We start from the raw sequence: 19,645 nt of genomic DNA on the forward strand, positions 1-19,645 counted from the left end.
ATCCGTTCGCTTATGCCTGATTGGCGCGCAGGATCGGCAACAGCCAGGTTTTTGCCGCTGTAACAATCGCCTCAATGCGGGCTTCATCCAGTTCCGGCACGATACGCTGCAAATAGAAATCCTCGCCTTCACCGGGCACCATCACGTTGCCAGCCCAGCTTTGTTGCAGCTTATTCAATGCGTTATGCACCACATCGGGTGCATCGTTCAGCGTGCCGCTTGATGCATCGTAACATGCTTGCAGCCAAGCCCCGCCGCTCTGATGCAGTAATAATAGTGGGGCATTCATGCCTTGTTGATATCCTTTAATCATATGCGCCATCTGGCGTTGTGCTTCCTCCACAGAAACCGCAGCAAAGCGCCAGACCGTCTCTTCACGGCCATACATGCGGCTCTCTCCCAAGCCTCCCGCCAGACAGTACGCCAGATGATCCAACCACAGGGCCACGCCATCTTTCATGCCTAATCGCGCCGGTCGCCAGCGCAACAACCCATCACGCTGTACCTGCATCACCCAGCCACTCAGGCGTACACCGTCTAGCGTCACGTCCAGTTCCAGGCTGGTCATTCCCACCGCATCACGCTCCGCGCTGACGCTATCAGCCAGCGCCTGCATCTCCTGACGCTGCTTTTGCCAATACAACTCACCAAAAGCACCATAAGGAAGTTCGCCCGCCGCGCGCGCGCGGTGTAACAGTTCATCGGCATCCTCTTGCGCAATCAGGGTATTGAGCAGTTGTGCATTCAACTGATAGCGGCTGAGGTTATCCAGCGCGAACGGTTCTTCATCGAGCAGTTCGTCGTTCTGCACCACAAAGTTCACGCCCAGACGCGCCTGGAAAAAGGTTTTGACAGGGTGACGATAAAAACGTTTCAACGCATCCAACGTAATATCGGGATAAGTGACCGACGCCAGTGGCGTATCAAACAACGGCTGTGGCAGCCCGGTGCGCCCGGCAGCGGCCAGCCATTCGCTGGCGAAGCTGCATGGCTGAGCGTGCTCAAGGAAGTTATCCTTGTCAAACGGCATACGCGTATGTTCGCGGCACAGATGGGCACAAACGCGTGCAGCGCTGGTGTCCAGATCCTGCGCTTCATCCCCTGGCAAATGATAGCTTTGCGCCAAATACTCCATCAGTTCGCTTACCAACACGGAGGGATAACGCTTCTTATTATCCTGAATGGCGCGACCGATGTAACTGATATAAAGCCGCTGTTGCGCCGAGATGAGCGCTTCCAGAAACAAATAGCGGTCATCATCACGACGGCTGCGGTCACCACGCTGCCCCTTCTGCGCCATCAGGTCAAACCCCAGCCGAGGCAACGTTCGCGGATAAACACCGTCGTTCATCCCCAGCAGGCAGACCACTTTGAAGGGAATCGAGCGCATAGGCATCAGTGTGCAGAAGTTAATGGCACCGGCGAGAAAGCGCTGACTCAGTTTTTCCCGATCCAAGCGTTGGGCCAAGTCGTCACGCAGCAACGCCACCTGGATCGCTTCATCAAACGCATTGGCGACTGCCGCCCCCAGCATCGCCTGCCACTGCTGCTCAATCAGAGAGAGCGCCGCATCGCTGTCGCTATCCGCAATGAAGAGATCGTCCAACAGTTGCCGACACATCGGCAACCATTGTGCTGGTGTGCGCGCTACCCGCAGACGCTGACGCCATTGACTGAGCTGCGCCAATAATTCCGCCAACTGCCCTACCAGTTGGGCAATCAAGCCGCTCGATTCATCGTAGGGCAACACGCCCTGCCAGGCCCCGGCGCTGCTGTTCATCGCATAGCCCAGCAGCATGCGTGTCAGGCCAAAACGCCAGGTGTGCTGGCCGGTAACCGGCAAATCAAGATCGCGCACGTTGTCGTCATCAAGTCCCCAGCGCACGCCAGATTCCATCACCCACAGCCGCAAACGGCGCAGTCCTTCTTCATCGATACCAAAACGGGCAGAAAGCGCCGGGACTTCAAGCAGCGACAACACCTGCTCGGCGGTAAAACGGCTGTGTGGCAACTCCAGCAGGCTGAGAAACGCAGGCAGAACCGGATGAGCGTGGCGTGCTCGCTGGTCGGAAATGGCAAAAGGCAAATAGCGCGCTGTCGGCGCATTGCCAAACACCGCTTGAATGAAAGGCGTATAGCTATCAATGTCCGCCATCATAACGATAACATCACGCGGCGTGAGTGTTTCATCCTCCGCCATCATCGCCAACAGTTGGTCGTGCAATACTTCGACCTCACGCTGCGGGCTATGACAGGCGTGAAAGGTGAGCGAAGCATCCTGCGGCGTAAGCAGGCGCTTGCGCTCACTGCTGGCCTGCGCCTGTGCGCTATCGGCAATAACGCTGCCGTCGTCAAGCTCCAGAATATCGCGCTGCATTTGCTGCAATAGCGTTGTGCCATCAAGCTCGACAAAGGCTTCGATATCATCTACTTCGTCAATCTGCGCCAACTGATAGAGATGATCTCGCCCCAGTTTTCCCCAGCTTGCCAGCAGCGGATTCACAATGCGCTGTTCGCCCTGATCGTTAAATAACGCATCGACATTGGCGGGATCGCGAAACAGCGGACGGTATTGATCTTCCGCGCCGTGGCTATGACTGTGCAAACGACGCTGACGACTTTTCAGCTTCGCCAAAAAATGGCGATCCTGAATATCACTCCAGTAATCCCGACATGGGTTAGTAAACAGCAGATGCACATCAATATGTTTCGCCAATGCACGCAACGCATGCAAGTAAACTGGCGGTAACGCTGAAATGCCGCAGATAAACACGCGCGGCGGTAGCCCTTGCGGGCAGGTATTGGTCTGCTCCAGCGTCTCGATAAAGCGTTGATAGAGGCGAGCGTGGTGCCACTCTTTCTGTTCCAGTTGCGCACTGTATTGCAAAAGCGCACGCCACAGTTCGGCTTGCCACACCTGCGCATCACCCAACCCGTCCACCAGCGCACCGGCTTGCCACTGTTTGATCCACTCAGGTCGATAAATCAGATATTGATCGAACAGATCCGCAACCCGCTGTGCCAGTTGATGCCGTTTGCGTTTATCCGCGTCATCTTGCAAATAGTGACTCAACGGCAAGAATGACGGGTTATCTTGCTGCTGAGGCAGAATATGCATCAACTTCCAGGCCATCGCTTCCTTGCTGAAGGTGTTTTCCGCCGGAATATCCGGCAACACGCGCCGACACATGTCCCACAAGAAAACCCCGGGCAAAGGAAAATGCAGATTGGCAGCAATCCCAAAGTGAGTCGCGAGTTCGATCTGTAACCATTGCGCCATACCAGGGCTTTGAACCAGGATCGTTTCAGGCTGAAATGGATCCTGCAACGGTTGGCGCGCTATCAGCGTCACCATCAGCGTTTTCAAAATATCTAACTGGTTTGAGTGATAAACCCTGAACATGATGATTCCCGTTTCGGTGCCCGCAAACCCTGCTCACCGTCAATTCAATTGCCTTCTGGCACGGTTCGCTGAGTCGTCTCAGTAAAACAAAACCAACGGTACAAGCGTGCCTGATAGTGCTGCGGCGTTGTCACCGTTGAGGAGACGCGCAGACACGCTGCCGACTGGAACTGCTCCGTCAAATGCAACTGCCATCCCGGAGGAAGATCGCGTTCAAGCAACGCCGATGACTCCCCTCCCCGACCGGCAGCATAAATGGCAAGCTGCTGATATGCCAGATGCCATGCCTGCCGTTGCTGCCATTGATGTACAAAGGCCTGCTGCAAGCGCTGATGATATTGCAGTAATCCTAACACCGATACGGCAAAAAACAGCGCGGCGATGGCGGTTTCCACCAACCCAAACCCTTGTTGACGTTGTCTTAGGCGACACCACCCACAAGGCCTTCGCAGGCTAGCCACCACAAATCGCCTCCTGCCTTTCGGGGCAAAAATCCAGCCAGCCCCCGGCGATGGGCTTCAGCAGGCTCGTCTCACCTTCAGGCTCGATGGGCACCACGCGCTGATAGAGCACCATCACCGATGAGGAAGCGGGAAGATGCCCCTCACCGCGCAGCAACATATAGTGCTCACCGGGCACTTGCCGCAAACAGACTCGCAACCCTTCAGTTGCATAGGCGAAGCATTGTTCGTCGGAACGGTTGCCCATAAACCACATCTGCCCAATGCCCCATTGTAGCGACGATTCGGCCAACACCAGCGTTTGCCAATAGCGGCGCTCATCATGGGTAAGAGACAGTGCGCTGTCCAACTGCCGTTGCATCCCCGTCATTAACAACAACCCCGCGGCTGCCAGCAACATCACCATCAAGAGCGCACCGTTGCCCTGCTGGCTCCAGCGTTTCATGCGTTATGCCCTGCAATCCAGCGTACCGTATGGCGCGCGATCTCAGGACGACGAAACCAGTGCCCCGCCAGATGCACTTCATAAAGCGTCAGTCCGGCCACATTACGCCATGCGATCACCTCGAAACGCGTTACCGTCACTTCCTGCGGATCAAGCCGCCGCTCCCATCCGCCGCCGCCACAATCGTTAATGCTGACTTGCGTTTCCCATGCTCCCGCACGCAACCGATATCCAAACGTTTCCCGGCTCTGCGGGGCACCGCCACGTCGATTAAAATCATAGGTGACGATGGCGCAACTGTTCGCCGCTTCACCGGGAAATTGCCCTAAGGTTACGACATTATCGTGACAGCGACTGGTGCAAAACCCCGCGCGGCGCAGATCTTTTTCCAGCGCAAACAGTGCCTGATGGATACGCTGCTCCAGCCAGAAGTGGCGTAGCGTATTCTGGCTATGCCTGCGCAGCGTAGGGTAAATCTGCATGGAGACGATAACCATCACACTGCCAATCAGCATTGCCAGCAGCACCTCCAGCAGGCTAAACCCACCGATTCTCCGGCCTAACAACGTGGAATGCCCAAGACTGGCTGCGTATCGCTGCATAACCGAATCCTCCCCCAGATCGATATCACGATACGCAGGCGACCGGCACCATTCTCTAACACCAGATGCCCTGCCTGTGCGGTATTGCGCAGCCCATAAAAGGTGACCGTCGGGCGCGCCATTGCGGCAATGCGCACATCGGGCGCAGAGGGCAATAGACGCCCGCCAGAGCCCTCATGGCAGCTCAACGATGTCCCTGTCCCTTCGCGCAAACACCACGCCTCACCGGCCTGAATGACACTCACCGAGCGCGTATCGTTATACCAGTAGGCATTAGCCTGCACACGTTGCAGAAACAGCATCACCAACTGCGTTTGCTGCTCGAGGCGCACAGCCTGTTGATGGGCGGTCCAGCCCTGTATTCCTCCTGCGGATAACAACGCGATGAGCGTCAGTGCAATCAGCAATTCCGGCAGGCTAAAACCCGCATCAACAAAGGTGCTTTTATCCATGACGGCAGTGTAGCCAGAATCGGGCAGTGCCCTGGCAAAAAAAAACGGGAATGCCTGTCTGCTCGCAACAAAACGGGCCCGATAGCGCGGCATTACAACGCAGATACAATGCAGGTTGAAGAAATGCAGGTTGAAGAAATGCGGATTAAAGAAATGCGGGTTGAGAAAGGATTGGTGTGAAAACAGTGTGTAAAAAAGGCTGCCAAAGCAGCCTTGATAGAAAAAGTGCAGAATCGCTGATTAAATCGCCACCGGAGCCTTGATGGCGGGGTGCGGGTCGTAACCTTCTATTTCGAAATCGTCGAACTGATAGTCAAACAGCGAGGCAGGACGGCGTTTAATAATTAATTTCGGCAACGCTTTTGGCTCGCGGCTCAGTTGCAGGTGCGTCTGCTCCATATGGTTGTTGTAAAGGTGAGTGTCACCACCGGTCCAGACAAAGTCGCCGACGTCAAGATCGCACTGCTGCGCCATCATATGTACCAGCAGTGCATAACTGGCAATGTTGAACGGCAGCCCCAGGAACACATCACACGAGCGTTGGTAAAGCTGGCAGGAGAGCTTGCCATCCGCCACGTAGAATTGGAAAAACGCGTGGCACGGTGCCAGCGCCATGCGATCCAACTCACCCACGTTCCACGCAGAAACAATGATACGGCGTGAATTCGGGTCCTGCTTTAACTGTTGCAGCACGGTTTGCAGTTGGTCAATCTGACGACCATCTGCCGCGCCCCAGGCGCGCCACTGTTTACCGTATACCGGCCCGAGATCGCCGTTTTCATCGGCCCATTCATCCCAAATGCTGACTTTATTGTCGTGCAGATAGCCAACGTTAGTGTCACCGTTGAGGAACCACAGCAACTCGTGAATGATTGAGCGCAGATGGCAGCGCTTGGTGGTCACCAGCGGAAAGCCTTGTTGCAAATTGAAACGCATCTGGTGGCCGAAAATCGATAAGGTTCCGGTGCCGGTTCTGTCTTCCTTCGGCGTTCCCTCATCAAGCACTTTCTGCATCAATTCCAGATACTGTTTCATTTCACCCTCACTACACGATTAAAAAATTTACCGTACAGCGTCCCGCTGATGTCAGCAAGGACGCCGCTCACGGCAAGCAGTTGCTGTTTTTACGCCTTACGGCGATAGGCCCAGACCATCATCAGGATACCGGCAAACACCATCGGCAGCGACAGAATCTGCCCCATGCTGATGAAATTACCGAACAGGCCAAGCTGAGCATCCGGCTGGCGGAAAAATTCGGTGATAATGCGGAACATGCCGTAGCCAATCAAGAACAGGCCGGAAACGCTACCCATCGGGCGCGGTTTACGAATAAACAGATTTAGCAGAATAAACAGCGCAATGCCTTCCAGCGCCATCTGATAAAGCTGCGACGGATGGCGCGGCAACATGCCGTACTGATTGAAGATCGCCTGCCATTGCGGGTTGGTTACCGCCAGCATCAAATCTTCGCTACGCGCACCGGGAAACAGCATCGCCCATGGCGTATCGGTAGTGACGCGGCCCCACAGCTCCCCGTTGATAAAGTTCCCCAAGCGCCCCGCGCCCAGCCCAAAAGGGATCAGCGGTGCGATAAAATCGGCAACCTGAAAGAAGTGGCGTTTGGTGCGACGGGCAAACCACAGCATGACGCAAATCACCCCAACCAAACCGCCGTGGAACGACATGCCGCCATCCCATACTTTGAACAGGTAAAGCGGGTTACTGATGAACGAGGGGAACGCATAGAACAGGACATACCCCAGACGGCCGCCCACGAACACCCCGAGGAACCCGAGGTAGAGCAGGTTTTCCACTTCTTCTTTGGTCCAGCCGCTGCCCGGTTTGTTCGCCCGACGCACAGCCAGCCACATGGCGAACACAAAGCCCACCAGGTACATCAGTCCATACCAATGGAGTGAAACGGGTCCAAGGGAGAAAATCACCGGATCAAATTGAGGAAACGCCAAGTAACTCGTTGTCATCGATCACCACATGCTTGTTTGTTTTATCTCACGACGTTGTTTATCCCACGGTGTGGGAAGTCGGGAAAGGGGAAACCTTGTTTGCCAGCGCACTCTCGGCATTAACGCCTGACGCACTGGCGGCGGTTGCGCATGATAGCACAGAGCAGCCGCTACGCAGCGTGCAAGCTCAGGAAAAGTTATGTAAACAGGATGTTACCGTTGAAACACTTTGTCAGCGTCCACCGCGGGCCAACCCGCCCAAACCGCGCTCTTCGAGGAAAAGTGCAATCCACTGGCGCACTTCGCTGGCGCTCCGCGCTAGCAAAAGGCGCTGGGTCAGCGCTTGCACCTCGGTCAGCACCAATTGACGCAGCAGGTATTTTACCCGTGCCACACTACGGCCGTTCATACTGAACGTACGATAGCCCAGCCCGGTCAATACCAGCGATCCCATGGCCTCACCGGCCATTTCGCCACAGACGGAGACTTCAAGATCAAGGTGTTGGCACTCGCGTGCGATACCTGCCAGCGCCTGCAACATGGACGGATGCAGGCTGTCATAGAGCGATGCCACGTGCGGGTTGTTGCGATCCACCGCCAGCAAATATTGGGTCAAATCGTTGGTGCCTACCGAGACAAAATCGATACGCGAGGCCAGGTGCGGCAGCAAAAACAACATAGACGGGACTTCGATCATCACACCGATGCGCGGTTGCGGCAAGGCATGCCCCACCAGTTCGCGTACCTCGGCGGCGGCCTGAGCGATAAGCCGACATGCTTCGTCCACCTCGTCCAGACTGCTGACCATCGGCAACAAAATGCGCAGGTTGCCAGTTTCGGCGTTGGCGCGCAGCATCGCCCGCACCTGGATCAAGAAGATCTCCGGCTGATCGAGCGTAACGCGAATACCGCGCCATCCCAAACAGGGGTTCTCTTCACTGATCGGCAAATAGGGAAGCTGTTTGTCGGCACCGATATCCAACGTGCGCAACACCACCGGGCGTGAGGGATAAAGCTGCAACATGCCCTGGTACTGCGCCATCTGTTCATCTTCAGAGGGAAAGCCGCTCTGTAGCATAAAAGGCACTTCGGTACGGTACAGCCCCACGCCGTCAACCAGATTGATAAAACGCTGCTCATGTTCGGCGCTGAGCCCGGCGTTGAGCATCACCTGCATGCTTTCGCCGCTTTTCAGTACCGCAGGCCGTTGCATATCGTCTTCGGCCAGACGCGTCAGCGCATTATCTTCACTCAACAGGCGCTGATATTCCTGTAAAAGCATCGGCTCAGGATCCACCAGCAGTTCACCCCGATAACCATCAAGGATCAGGGTACGCTGGTGCAATAACTCCGGCTGAATATCCGCCCCCATCAGGGTGGGGATCCCCATCGCCCGCACCATAATCGCCGCATGAGAGTTAGCGGCACCGTCGTGCACGACCACGCCCGCCAGCCGGTCTTGCGGCACATCCGCCAGCAGCGTCGCCGTCAGTTCATCGGCTACCAGAATAAAATGTGGCGGCCAGCGATCGCTGCTGGTCACACTGTCGTCAAGGTGGAACAACAGACGCTGACCCAACGCGCGGAAATCCCCGGCGCGCTCACGCAAATAGGCATCCTGAAGCACAGCAAACTGCGCGGCAAAACGCTCGATCACCAGTTTTACCGCCCACTCGGCGACATTTCCGTCATCCACTTCCTGAAACAATTCGCGCTTGAGGCGTGCATCGCTCAGCAAATGGGAGTAGAGCTCGAAAATGGCCGCACTCTCTTTTTGCGCGCTGGCGCTAAAGCGTTTACTGAAACGGCGAAACTCTGCATTGGCCTCTTCCAGCGCCTGCGTCAGGCGCGAACGCTCGCGCTCGCTATCCAGGCTTGAAGCAGGAAAAACCAGCTCCAGTGAGGGCTGGCTGCTGTCCATCCAGCCCGGCGCAATCGCCACGCCGCTCGATGCCACCAGCGCTTTGAGCCGCGTTTGCCGATATTGACCAAACAGCGCCTTGATTTGCGTCAGAGAAAGGATGGCGGCCATTTGCGCCGCCAGCGTGACCATGAAAGACTCTTCATTTTTATCAAACTGGCGGTGTTCGCGCTGTTGCACCACCAGCACCCCGAGCAGTTGTCGGCGATGAATGATGGGCACACCAAGGAAAGAACGAAAGTGCTGCTCTTTAACGGAAGGAATAAATTTAAAACTGGGGTGGGCCTGCGCATCGGCCAGGTTGATGGGTTCAGCACGCTGCCCCACCAATCCGACAATTCCTTGACCAAAGGCCAGCGTGATAAGGCGACCACGCGGCTTTTTCAAACCGCGTGTCGCCATCAGGTAGTAACATTGGCGATCGTGATCGGCCAGATAGATAGAACAGACTTCCGTATCCATCGCCTGGCAGGTCTCATTGACCAACAGATCCAGCGCATCATTCAAGCGTGATGCCGCCGCCACTTTCTCAACGATTTCTCGCAAACGCGTGAGCATGATGAGCGCGACTTATCCTCTTTTGCGCCGAGGCACCGAAGGCGCCCTCGCCGCGGCGTTCTCTTGCAGTTGTATAACCGGGCTGATAAATTCCTTCATCACCCGACGGTAAACGTCGCGTTTAAACGACACCACCTGACGCACAGGATACCAGTAACTCACCCAGCGCCAGCCGTCGAACTCCGGCGTGCCGCTGCTTTGCATATTGATATCAGATTCGTTGCTCATTAACTGTAGCAGAAACCACTTCTGCTTTTGACCGATACAAACCGGTTTTGTATCCCAACGCACCAAACGTTTTGGTAATTTGTAACGTAACCAGCTACGGGTTGAAGCCAGAATACGGACATCCTTTTTCCTGAGTCCCACTTCTTCAAACAGTTCGCGATACATGGCCTGTTCAGGGCTTTCTCCCGGATTGATGCCCCCTTGCGGGAACTGCCAGGAGTGCTGACCATAACGGCGCGCCCAGAGCACTTCACCAAGCCGATTGCAGATTACAATACCAACGTTAGGGCGGTAGCCATCATCATCGATCACCGGACTACCTCGAAAACTTTCAATGCAAAGATGACCTGATTGTTTCACACTCCCGCCACCCGGTAAACTCCTGCTTAACAGCATTGATTCTACTAATAACCTGCCGCTAACCCACAGAAAGGGGTAGAGTTATAAACAGCACGCGGCAGCCATAGCGCTTTTATTCACTATTTTTGTGGATATCACTGTGCAGAACCAAATGAAAGCATGCGGAAAACATTTTCTTTGTCGTTAAAACCGCTGCGCGCAACCCAAAAAATCTTCCTTTATTTTCAAAAAAATACCGATTTAACCCACGGCATATTCACTGCAAATAAACAGCGCAGAAAACCGGTGTTCGGCAGAGTGGTGAAAGATTGCTCCACGACGGTTTTATCCACAGCCGCAGCGCAAGAATCGCATAATAAAATACCAAAAATCGCAAAAAACCGTGACGTCAAGGCTGTAAATCAAACCAGTAGTGATGACTTATCCCGGTTATCCCAAAAATCTGTGGATAACCTGGTGTAAGATCCTGTTTACTTTCGGTGTCTATCCCTGAACAACGATAAAACCGACGCAATACATTGGCGGGATAAATAAAAAAATACGCTATGAATCATGCTATTATTGTTTTTCTTTCGGCACGGTAGCGCCCTGTTGAAAAACCTGACGGATGCTGTATTTTTTTTAGTCAATCTGACGACCTGTTTTCATAGGTGAATATGCCCAACCCGATTTCGACACCCCCTGCCGATGAGCATACGCTGCTCGAGCGCGCACAAGCGCTTGCCGGGTACACGCTGGCGGAGCTTGCTGTACGGGCAAATCTGCCGCTGCCTGCCAACCTCAAACGCGACAAGGGGTGGATCGGCGTACTGCTTGAGCGCTTTCTCGGTGCCAGCGCGGGCAGCAAACCCGAGCAGGATTTTCCCGATATCGGCGTGGAGCTAAAAACCATTCCGATTGATGACAGGGGCAGACCGCTCGAAACCACCTTCGTGTCGGTGGCTCCGCTGACCGGCAACAGCGGTGTCACTTGGGAAAGCAGCCATGTACGGCACAAGTTGGCACGGGTGCTGTGGATCCCGGTGGAAGGGTCGCGCGAGATTCCGCTTGGCGAACGACATATCGGCACGCCGCTTATCTGGAGCCCCTCTCCCGAGGAAGAGATGCTGCTGCGTCGGGATTGGGAGGAATTGATGGATCTGATTGTGCTTGGCAAAGTGGAGAGCATCACCGCACGTCACGGCGAGGTATTACAATTACGGCCCAAAGCGGCCAACAGCAAGGCGCTGACACAAGCGATCGGCGAGTTTGGTCAGCCTATCATGACCTTGCCACGCGGTTTCTATTTAAAGAAGACCTTTACCGGCCCACTGTTAGCTCGCCACTTTCATCTTTAAACACCATAGATAATGCGTATCATTTTTTCTTGCCAGAAAGCCGAAAGCAAAGCGTATAATCTACGTTTACATTTCGTTTAGGTGTGATTGATATAATGTTTGATTGGATTGTTGATCCGAATGCATGGTTGGCGCTCGGCACACTGACCATTTTGGAGATCGTACTAGGTATCGACAACATCATTTTCCTTTCTCTGGTTGTCGCCAAGTTACCCAAAGCCCAGCAGAATAAAGCGCGCCGTATCGGCCTTCTGGGGGCCATGCTGATGCGCCTTGGCCTGCTCGCCTCGATCGCCTGGGTGATTCGCCTTACCAACCCGCTGTTTACGCTGATGGATAATGAAATCTCCGTCCGCGATCTGATCCTGTTTTTCGGCGGCTTGTTCCTGATCTGGAAATCCAGCCGCGAGGTTCATGAGACCATAGAGGGTGGCTCTGAAGCTCATGCCAGCCAGGTGCATTCCTTTTTTGGGGCGATTGTGCAGATCATGCTGCTGGACATCATCTTCAGCCTCGACTCCGTCATCACCGCCGTCGGCCTTTCCGATCATCTGTTTATCATGATGGCCGCCGTGGTGATTGCCGTGGGTGTGATGATGTTTTCCGCCCGCGTTATCGGTGAATTTGTCGATCGTCACCCATCGGTGAAAATGCTGGCACTCTCTTTCCTGATTCTGGTGGGCTTTACGCTGATTCTGGAAAGTGTCGATGTCCACGTTCCCAAGGGCTATATCTATTTCGCCATGTTCTTCTCAATGTCGGTTGAAGCGCTGAATCTGATGCGCGGCAAAAAAGCGACAAGCGCAGAGTAACGCCCCAGCGGGTAGCATTGCTGCCCGCTCTCCCCCCCTGTTTTTACGCGTAAATCATCGATTATTTCCATTATTCCTACATTCTTCTTTTTCACGCTTTGCTAGACTCATCTTGTATATTCATGTTTTTTGATAGAGATTAGGTTCTGACAGAGAGCCATCGCCCGTTTTTTACTATTCGAGTGGATTACCTGATGACGATTAGACACAAAGCCATCGCGTTATGCTTTTTTGCCTTGTTGGTGAGCGGGTGTAGCAGCAACTATGTTATTGCCACGAAAGAGGGGCAGATGTTGCTGACGAAAAACAAGCCGGCGTTGGACAAAGATACTGGCCTACTCAGTTATCTTGATGAAGATGGGCAGTGGCGACAGATCAATAATGAAGTTGTCTCCCAGATTGTTCAGCGTTAACGGCAGGACAAGCCATTAAAGGTGCTTCCCCCCATAGCATTGCTTGGTTATAGTCAGAAACAGGCGCTGGTTTTTCCCTTTGCGTAAGGGATGAGGACGCCGGGATTTTCAGACATTAAGGAAGCTGGCAATGCTCTATCACCGTATTCCCCATAGTGCTTTAGAAGTCAGCGTGCTCAGTCTGGGCACCATGACGTTTGGTGAACAAAACAGTGAAGCGGAGGCGCACGCGCAGCTCGATCGCGCAGTGGCAGCCGGCGTTAACCTGATTGACACCGCAGAAATGTACCCCGTGCCGCCGCGACCGGAAACACAGGGGCTCACGGAACGCTATATTGGCTCTTGGTTAGCCTCGCGTGGCGGCAGAGAAAAACTGATTTTGGCAAGTAAAGTCGCCGGGCCAAGCCGTGGCAGCGACGTTGGTATACGTCCGCAACAGGCATTGGATCGAAAAAATATCCGCGCCGCGCTGGACGCCAGCCTCACACGCCTTAACACCGACTACCTCGATCTTTATCAAGTGCACTGGCCGCAGAGACAAACCAACTGCTTCGGCAAATTGAACTATCAATACACCGATGACAAAGCGACGGTGACACTGCTGGAAACGCTGGAAGCCCTTGAAGAACAGGTGCGAGCGGGCAAGATCCGCTATATCGGGGTGTCGAATGAAACCCCCTGGGGCGTGATGCGCTATCTGCAACTGGCCGAAAAACATAATCTACCGCGCATTGTTTCCATCCAAAACCCGTACAGCCTGCTCAACCGCAGCTTCGAGGTGGGTTTGGCCGAAATCAGCCAGCACGAAGGGGTGGAGCTGTTAGCCTATTCGCCCCTCGCCTTTGGCACATTAACCGGGAAATATCTGAATGGCGCGCAGCCTGCCGGTGCGCGCAATACGCTGTTCAGTCGTTTTGTGCGCTACAGCGCGCCGCACACCCAGCAAGCTATTGCCGAATACGTGGCGCTGGCACAACGTCACGGGCTGGATCCGGCACAGATGGCGTTGGCGTTTGTGCGTCAGCAGCCGTTCGTCGCCAGTACCATTCTGGGGGCAACCACGCTTGAACAACTCGACATCAACCTTGCCAGCCTTGAAGTGCAATTGAATGCCGACGTGCTGGCTGAGCTGGAAGAGATTCACCGCCGTTTTACCATCCCGGCACCTTGATGCGCGGCTAAAATATCGATCAAGGCCCAGCATGTTGGGCCTTTTTTTCGCCTAAAGTGTCCCGGTGCCACCGTCTGAACACCAGACCTGCCCCGAGGTGTAGCTACAGGCTTTCGACGCCAGTGTCACGTAAAGCGGCGCGATCTCTGCCGGCTGCCCGGATCGTCCCAGCGGGCTGTCAGCGCCAAATTGCGGTAGCGCCTCTTGCGGCTGCCCACCGCACACTTGCAGTGGCGTCCAATAGGGACCTGGAGCAACGGCATTGACACGGATGCCCTTAGGCCCTAACTGCTTGGCCAGCGCTTTGGTAAACGCCACGTTGCAGGCTTTCGTCTGGGCATAATCAAGCAGCCCAGCAGATGGGGCATACGCTTGTACCGAGGCAGTGGTGATAATTGACGCGCCCGGCTCCATGACGCTCAACGCATATTTCGAGAGCCAAAACATCGCATAGACATTGGTTTTAAACGTAGCATCAAACTGCTCGGTCGAGAGATCGACGATGGATTCCACGAACTGCTGTTTTCCGGCGTTGTTGACCAGAATATCCAACCCGCCCAGGCAACGATGCGCCTCTTCAATCAGCGACTTGCAGAACGCTTCATCACGCAGATCGCCTGCAATACCATACCCTTGCTGACCCGCTTCTCGAATAAGCGCAATAACCTCATCGGCATCTTGCTGTTCATCGGGTAGATAATTAATCACCACATCGGCACCTTCACGGGCAAAAGCAATGGCAACCGCTCTGCCGATACCCGAGTCGCCTCCCGTAATCAGCGCTTTGTGCCCCGCCAGGCGACCACTTCCCTGGTAGCTGGTTTCACCATGATCGGGGCGAGGCGTCATTTTCCCCGCCAGGCCCGGTTCAGGCTGGCTTTGTTGAGGATACGGGGGCATGGAATAGTGAAGTTCGTCGTGCTTCATAATCGACTCCTGTTTGGTGAGTTTATCAACGTTAACCAGCAATAGCCGCAGCGACCTTCTCCCGCGACCACACACGGTGTTTTTTCATAACGGCGGTAAGTTCATCCACCAGGTGTTGCGAGGTGTTATTGACGATAACGCCTTCATCGGGAGCAGGCAGTGATAACGCGGAGTACAGCGCTGACGCGTCTCCTTGCAGGCCAATCCCTTTGAGGTGTTTGAAGCTTTGGATAAGAAAATATTTGGCAGCACCGTTTTGCATCAATGTTGCGACAGCCTGTTTTCCGGTTGGGACAATCGCTGCGTCGAACAGCACCGAGGGATTGCCCTCAAACGAGCCATTAACCTCAAGGTGATGGCCTTGCAGCGTGGTAATCCCCCCGACTCGGGGGGCTAAGATTCTGGCGTGTACCCCTTGTTGCTCCAGGCAACGGATCATGCTGGCAACGGCATCGCCACACACGCCGTCAGCCACCAGCAGTGCAACCTGACGCGATTTGATACGGTAGTCCAGAGCCACCTCACGCGCATTTTCAGCATAAATACTGAGCGAAGGTTCAGCCGTAAGCCCATTGACGGCGCTTGGGATCGGGTAGGCAAGCTGTGCGGGTGCGAGCGAGAGGCCCACTTGCTGCGCGACCCGTTTAGCCAGGTCTTTATCGATGTGGCACAGTTGGTCAACCACGCGTTTTCGGATCCACGGTCGCTGAACCTTGCCCAGTTCAAAGCTGAATCCATCGACAATATGGGTCTGCTCATAGTCCGTTTGACTTAACCAAAACAGGCGCGGCTGCGAGTAGTGATCTGAAAATGAGGCGCTTCTCTGGCGGATTTTTTCACCGTTTACCGGCTGTTGGGCGGTGGAGAAGCCCCCCTGATGCGCGGCGGATGGCGTTTCTCTTGGCCAGTTGTTATCAATGGAGTTAGGTTCATAATTGGCGGCACCAGAAAGACGCATTCTGTGTTGACCATCGCGCTGGTGATTGTGAAAGGGGCAAAGTGGTTTGTTGATGGGGATCTCATGGAAATTAGTGCCACCCAACCGGCTGATTTGCGTATCCAGATAGGAAAACAGCCGCCCCTGAAGCAGTGGATCGTCAGAAAAATCCAGCCCGGGCACCAGGTTTGCCGGGCAAAATGCGACCTGTTCGGTCTCGCAGAAATAATTATCCGGATTGCGGTTAAGCGTCATTTTCCCGACGCGCTGCACGGGAACCAGCGATTCAGGGATCAGTTTGGTGGGATCGAGAATATCGAAGTCAAAGCGATGCTCATCCTGCATCGGTATGATTTGTAAACCCAGTTCGTATTCAGGGTAATCCCCTGCCTCTATGGCTTCCCATAACTCACGCCGATGGAAATCTGGGTCCCGTCCTGCAATCAGTTGGGCTTCATCCCACAACAAGGAGGCAACGCCATAAAGTGGTTTCCAATGAAAACGCACAAAGTGGCAGTGCCCTTCGGCATTGATCATCTTGAATGTGTGGATGCCAAACCCCTCCATCATGCGGTAACTGCGCGGGATGCCACGATCTGACATTGCCCACATCACGTTGTGCAGCGTTTCCGGCTGGAGCGAGATAAAATCCCAGAAAGTATCGTGAGCACTTTGGCCTTGTGGGATCTCATTATGCGGCTCAGGCTTAACGGCGTGGACCAGATCGGGAAACTTGATGGCATCCTGAATAAAGAAGACTGGCGTGTTATTGCCGACCAAATCAAAGTTGCCCTCATGGGTATAAAATTTCGTTGCCCAACCACGAATATCCCTGACCGTATCAGCCGAACCGCGCGAACCTTGAACCGTGGAAAAGCGCACAAACACCGGCGTTTCACTATCAGGCTGTTGCAAAAACCCGGCCTTGGTCAAATGTGTCAGCGGCTTATAAACCTGGAAAACCCCGTGTGCCGCAGCCCCTCGCGCATGCACCACCCGTTCAGGAATACGCTCGTGGTCGAAGTGGGTAATTTTTTCTCGCAGCATAAAATCTTCGAGCAGGGTTGCGCCTCTTTCTCCCGCGCGCAGTGAGTTTTGGTTGTCAGCAATTTTGATCCCCTGGTTGGTGGTTAACGCCTCACCCGCTGGGAAGTCCTTTGATTTTTCTAACTGACGCAGTTTGTCATTGCTGATTTCAGGCGATTTCTCAATGCCAGGGGACATGGGAGCAGTACCGGGTGGATTGGTGCTTCCAGAGAGCTTCAATGACGCCCCTTGTGCAATCTCAGCGTTACTGTGCGATGACGCCGTGCTATCTGGTTCATTTTTTTTATGATTCTCTGACTCATGATGTGTATCCCCTTTCATACTCACCTCTAAATATTGATTAAAATCAGCAGATTAAAAAAAACCTCTAGACACACATTCAGTATAGTTAATTTTTTTTAATATATTAGCTACGAAATGATTTGATTTGATCGATAGATTTGGCGGGGAAAGGTGATTGACAGGGTGATGGTTGGCAGCAGCGGCGACGGTTCGCCGCCGAATCAGGACTGTTGAGAGCGTCAGCCCAGGAGGCACCAGTACCCTTCGGCTTCAAGATACGTTAAGCCGACTTATCAATCAGCAACGGGAAGCCCCACCCAGCAATTTTGAGGATGAAGCGGGGGCATAAAAAAAGCCACTCTGGCGAAATAGGTGTTTTCACCAGAGTGGCGCTGTAGATACGATTACGGCAGGGATTTGAGCAACTGCTTACGTTGGTTTTCCAGTGCAATAACCCGCTGGCACACATCCTTGCCAAAGCGCTGAAACGTGAGTTCCTGGTTATTCCACTCGGTTTGAATCGCTTGTTGCAGGTTACCAAGGTTACCCATCATCGCCTGCAACGGATTGCCTCCACCGGAAAGCTGCTTCACGCCCATCTCGTTCAGGCTGTCTTGCAACACGCCGCCAAGCGCTTGCTGCACCAACTGGCGACCATCCTGCTCCACCTGTTTGACGGCCTGGTGATGAAACGCAATGCCATCGCTACGCGGCTCGAGAATGCGCGCCATCTGCTGCTTGAGTTGGGTATCCAACGAAACCAGCCGGGTGCGCACATTGCTGTCACTCCCCAGCTCCTTAGCGATGACGCCGTCCAGCGCCACACGCGCTTTTTCCAGGTGCGCTTGTGCACCCTGCTCAATCCACGGCAGTTGCTGACGCAAATCCGCTTGATACGCTTTCGCCTGCTGACGCTGTGTCGCAGTAAGCGTTAACGCCGTCTGGTTGCGCGTGACATCGCCCTGCGGCGAAATCACCAGATTGCCACTCGCACCAACCACCTGCACCTGTTGCGGTGTGATGAAGATATCATCCTGCGGATTCACTTCACATTGATACGCCGCCTGTGCCTGCCAGGACAACAAAGCCAGCAGAGAAAGCATTACCGATCGCAACATGTCGTCTTCCTATAAATTACAGAATCAGGAGAGCAGATTTTCCGGCAGATCCCACCAGATATCGAACAGTTCGCTGACTTTAACGTCTTGCAACTGCTGCGCTTTCAGCCAGGCAGAGACCTGCTCACGGTGCGCATCGGTGCAATGGCCCGTCTTCTGCAAGCAGATCAAGCCTTCCCATTGCAGATAACCGCTGCCTTCAAATGCCAGGCCCGCCGGATCAATCACATCGTCAACAAACTTGTCCAGAGTCGCATCGATGGTTTCTACCGACGTGCCCTCAGCGAAACGCCAGCTTACCGAAAAGCCCAGTTCCTGAAACTCATCAATGTGTAACTTTTTGCGCAAACGACGACTGCGTTGTTGTGCCATTATTTTATCCTCTCAAACATAAGATCCCATACTCCGTGGCCTAACCGCTGGCCGCGCGCTTCAAACTTGGTTAACGGGCGAGACGATGGGCGAGGAACATAGTCCTGTGTGGCGGAAAGATTACGGTATCCCGCCACATCGCGCATGACTTCCAGCATATGTTCCGCATAAGGCTCCCAGTCTGTCGCCATATGAAACACGCCACCACTCGCCAGCTTGCGCAGCACCCGCTCCGCAAACGCTTTTTGTACAATACGACGTTTATTATGGCGCGCTTTGTGCCAAGGGTCAGGGAAAAAGAGCTGTACCATGGCCAGTGACCCATCGGGAATCATCTGCTCCAGCACTTCCACCGCATCATGGCACATCACACGCAGATTACTCAGATTGGCTTCCTGCGCGGCAGCCAGGCAGGCACCGACGCCGGGAAGATGCACCTCAATCCCTAAAAAATTCTGCTCAGGGTGTTGCTCTGCCATGGTGACCAACGACGCCCCCATGCCAAACCCGATCTCCAGCACCGTCGGCGCTTCGCGACCGAAAAGCACGGAAAAATCGAGCGCTTGCGCCTGATACTCTACCCCCATTACGGGCCAGTAGTTATCCAGCGCCTGCTGTTGTCCATTGGTTAAACGCCCCTGACGGCGCACAAAACTGCGAATACGGCGCAGCGGACGCCCATCCTCATCAAATTCCGGTGAAATGACGTTATTGATCATAGAAAACGTGTGCCGATGGCCTGTTCAAATTCGCCTAAAGAAAGGCACATTATGCAAGGATACCGCGGTTTGGCAAGGGGGATACCTCGGAAAGTTCCGGTTTACAGCACATTAAC

Annotated in this window: 19 protein-coding genes; 5 read left to right on the forward strand and 14 right to left on the reverse strand. The window is 54.2% G+C overall.

All coding sequences use genetic code 11. From position 1 onward, the window contains the following. Nucleotides 1–10 precede the first annotated feature (10 nt). From recC to rppH, 9 genes are all read right to left on the reverse strand, one after another. Nucleotides 11–3,403 carry an exodeoxyribonuclease V subunit gamma gene (recC, locus tag J5067_RS10085; RefSeq protein WP_264651032.1) on the reverse strand — a complete coding sequence of 1,131 codons (3,393 nt, stop codon included), beginning with the start codon at nt 3,401–3,403 and terminating at the stop codon, nt 11–13. 44 nt (nt 3,404–3,447) lie between these two features. After that, nucleotides 3,448–3,864, reverse strand: a complete 417-nt coding sequence (locus tag J5067_RS10090) for a prepilin-type N-terminal cleavage/methylation domain-containing protein (RefSeq protein ID WP_264651033.1) — start codon at nt 3,862–3,864, stop codon at nt 3,448–3,450. Next, the gene (locus J5067_RS10095) at nt 3,857–4,309 is read right to left on the reverse strand and encodes a YgdB family protein (protein ID WP_264644349.1); all 453 of its coding nucleotides are present in this window, start codon (nt 4,307–4,309) and stop codon (nt 3,857–3,859) included. The genes J5067_RS10090 and J5067_RS10095 overlap by 8 nt, the downstream gene beginning before the upstream one ends. Beyond that, complete coding sequence (locus J5067_RS10100) at nt 4,306–4,911, reverse strand: prepilin peptidase-dependent protein (protein WP_264644348.1); 606 nt, start codon at nt 4,909–4,911, stop codon at nt 4,306–4,308. Before J5067_RS10100 ends, J5067_RS10095 begins: the two co-directional genes overlap by 4 nt. Next, complete coding sequence (locus J5067_RS10105; protein ID WP_264644347.1) at nt 4,869–5,363, reverse strand: prepilin peptidase-dependent protein; 495 nt, start codon at nt 5,361–5,363, stop codon at nt 4,869–4,871. The genes J5067_RS10100 and J5067_RS10105 overlap by 43 nt, the downstream gene beginning before the upstream one ends. Nucleotides 5,364–5,603: 240 nt before the next feature. Next, entirely contained in the window at nt 5,604–6,398 is a 795-nt protein-coding gene (thyA, locus tag J5067_RS10110; protein WP_264651034.1) for a thymidylate synthase, read from the reverse strand. A gap of 89 nt (nt 6,399–6,487) precedes the next feature. Further along, nucleotides 6,488–7,345: a prolipoprotein diacylglyceryl transferase gene (lgt, locus tag J5067_RS10115; protein ID WP_264644345.1), complete on the reverse strand. Its 858-nt coding sequence runs from the start codon at nt 7,343–7,345 to the stop codon at nt 6,488–6,490. A 214-nt stretch (nt 7,346–7,559) separates the two neighbouring features. Beyond that, nucleotides 7,560–9,806, reverse strand: coding sequence for a phosphoenolpyruvate--protein phosphotransferase (gene ptsP / locus J5067_RS10120; RefSeq protein ID WP_264644344.1), 2,247 nt, complete (start codon nt 9,804–9,806; stop codon nt 7,560–7,562). Nucleotides 9,807–9,818: 12 nt separating this feature from the next. Beyond that, nucleotides 9,819–10,346, reverse strand: a complete 528-nt coding sequence (rppH, locus tag J5067_RS10125) for an RNA pyrophosphohydrolase (RefSeq protein WP_264644343.1) — start codon at nt 10,344–10,346, stop codon at nt 9,819–9,821. Between the two features lie 207 nt (nt 10,347–10,553). Here rppH and J5067_RS10130 point away from each other — a divergent pair, with 207 nt between their 5' ends. From J5067_RS10130 to J5067_RS10150, 5 genes are all read left to right on the forward strand, one after another. Next, a complete protein-coding gene (locus J5067_RS10130) occupies nt 10,554–10,856 on the forward strand; it encodes a hypothetical protein (protein ID WP_264651035.1) in 303 nt (100 codons plus the stop codon). Nucleotides 10,857–11,050: 194 nt separating this feature from the next. After that, nucleotides 11,051–11,731 (forward strand): DNA mismatch repair endonuclease MutH, encoded by a 681-nt coding sequence (gene mutH, locus J5067_RS10135; protein WP_264651036.1) that lies wholly within the window; start codon nt 11,051–11,053, stop codon nt 11,729–11,731. Between the two features lie 95 nt (nt 11,732–11,826). After that, nucleotides 11,827–12,543, forward strand: coding sequence for a TerC family protein (locus J5067_RS10140; RefSeq protein WP_264644340.1), 717 nt, complete (start codon nt 11,827–11,829; stop codon nt 12,541–12,543). Nucleotides 12,544–12,737: 194 nt separating this feature from the next. Then, nucleotides 12,738–12,956 carry a YgdI/YgdR family lipoprotein gene (locus tag J5067_RS10145; protein WP_264644339.1) on the forward strand — a complete coding sequence of 73 codons (219 nt, stop codon included), beginning with the start codon at nt 12,738–12,740 and terminating at the stop codon, nt 12,954–12,956. A gap of 130 nt (nt 12,957–13,086) precedes the next feature. Next, nucleotides 13,087–14,127, forward strand: a complete 1,041-nt coding sequence (locus tag J5067_RS10150) for an NADP(H)-dependent aldo-keto reductase (RefSeq protein ID WP_264644338.1) — start codon at nt 13,087–13,089, stop codon at nt 14,125–14,127. A gap of 51 nt (nt 14,128–14,178) precedes the next feature. Here J5067_RS10150 and J5067_RS10155 read toward each other — a convergent pair whose 3' ends face one another. The 5 genes from J5067_RS10155 to trmB all read right to left on the reverse strand — a co-directional run bounded on the left by J5067_RS10155 (nt 14,179) and on the right by trmB (nt 19,529). Continuing rightward, nucleotides 14,179–15,054 carry an SDR family oxidoreductase gene (locus J5067_RS10155; RefSeq protein WP_264644337.1) on the reverse strand — a complete coding sequence of 292 codons (876 nt, stop codon included), beginning with the start codon at nt 15,052–15,054 and terminating at the stop codon, nt 14,179–14,181. Nucleotides 15,055–15,085: 31 nt separating this feature from the next. Then, nucleotides 15,086–17,359 carry a catalase HPII gene (gene katE / locus J5067_RS10160; RefSeq protein WP_264651037.1) on the reverse strand — a complete coding sequence of 758 codons (2,274 nt, stop codon included), beginning with the start codon at nt 17,357–17,359 and terminating at the stop codon, nt 15,086–15,088. Between the two features lie 365 nt (nt 17,360–17,724). Continuing rightward, nucleotides 17,725–18,438, reverse strand: coding sequence for a DUF2884 domain-containing protein (locus J5067_RS10165; protein WP_264644335.1), 714 nt, complete (start codon nt 18,436–18,438; stop codon nt 17,725–17,727). 24 nt (nt 18,439–18,462) lie between these two features. Continuing rightward, the gene (locus tag J5067_RS10170) at nt 18,463–18,810 is read right to left on the reverse strand and encodes a YggL family protein (RefSeq protein WP_264651038.1); all 348 of its coding nucleotides are present in this window, start codon (nt 18,808–18,810) and stop codon (nt 18,463–18,465) included. Continuing rightward, complete coding sequence (gene trmB, locus J5067_RS10175) at nt 18,810–19,529, reverse strand: tRNA (guanosine(46)-N7)-methyltransferase TrmB (protein WP_264651039.1); 720 nt, start codon at nt 19,527–19,529, stop codon at nt 18,810–18,812. Before trmB ends, J5067_RS10170 begins: the two co-directional genes overlap by 1 nt. Nucleotides 19,530–19,645: the final 116 nt, after the last annotated feature.

The sequence above is a fragment of the Candidatus Symbiopectobacterium sp. NZEC151 genome (assembly GCF_025962655.1).
Lineage (GTDB): Bacteria > Pseudomonadota > Gammaproteobacteria > Enterobacterales > Enterobacteriaceae > Symbiopectobacterium.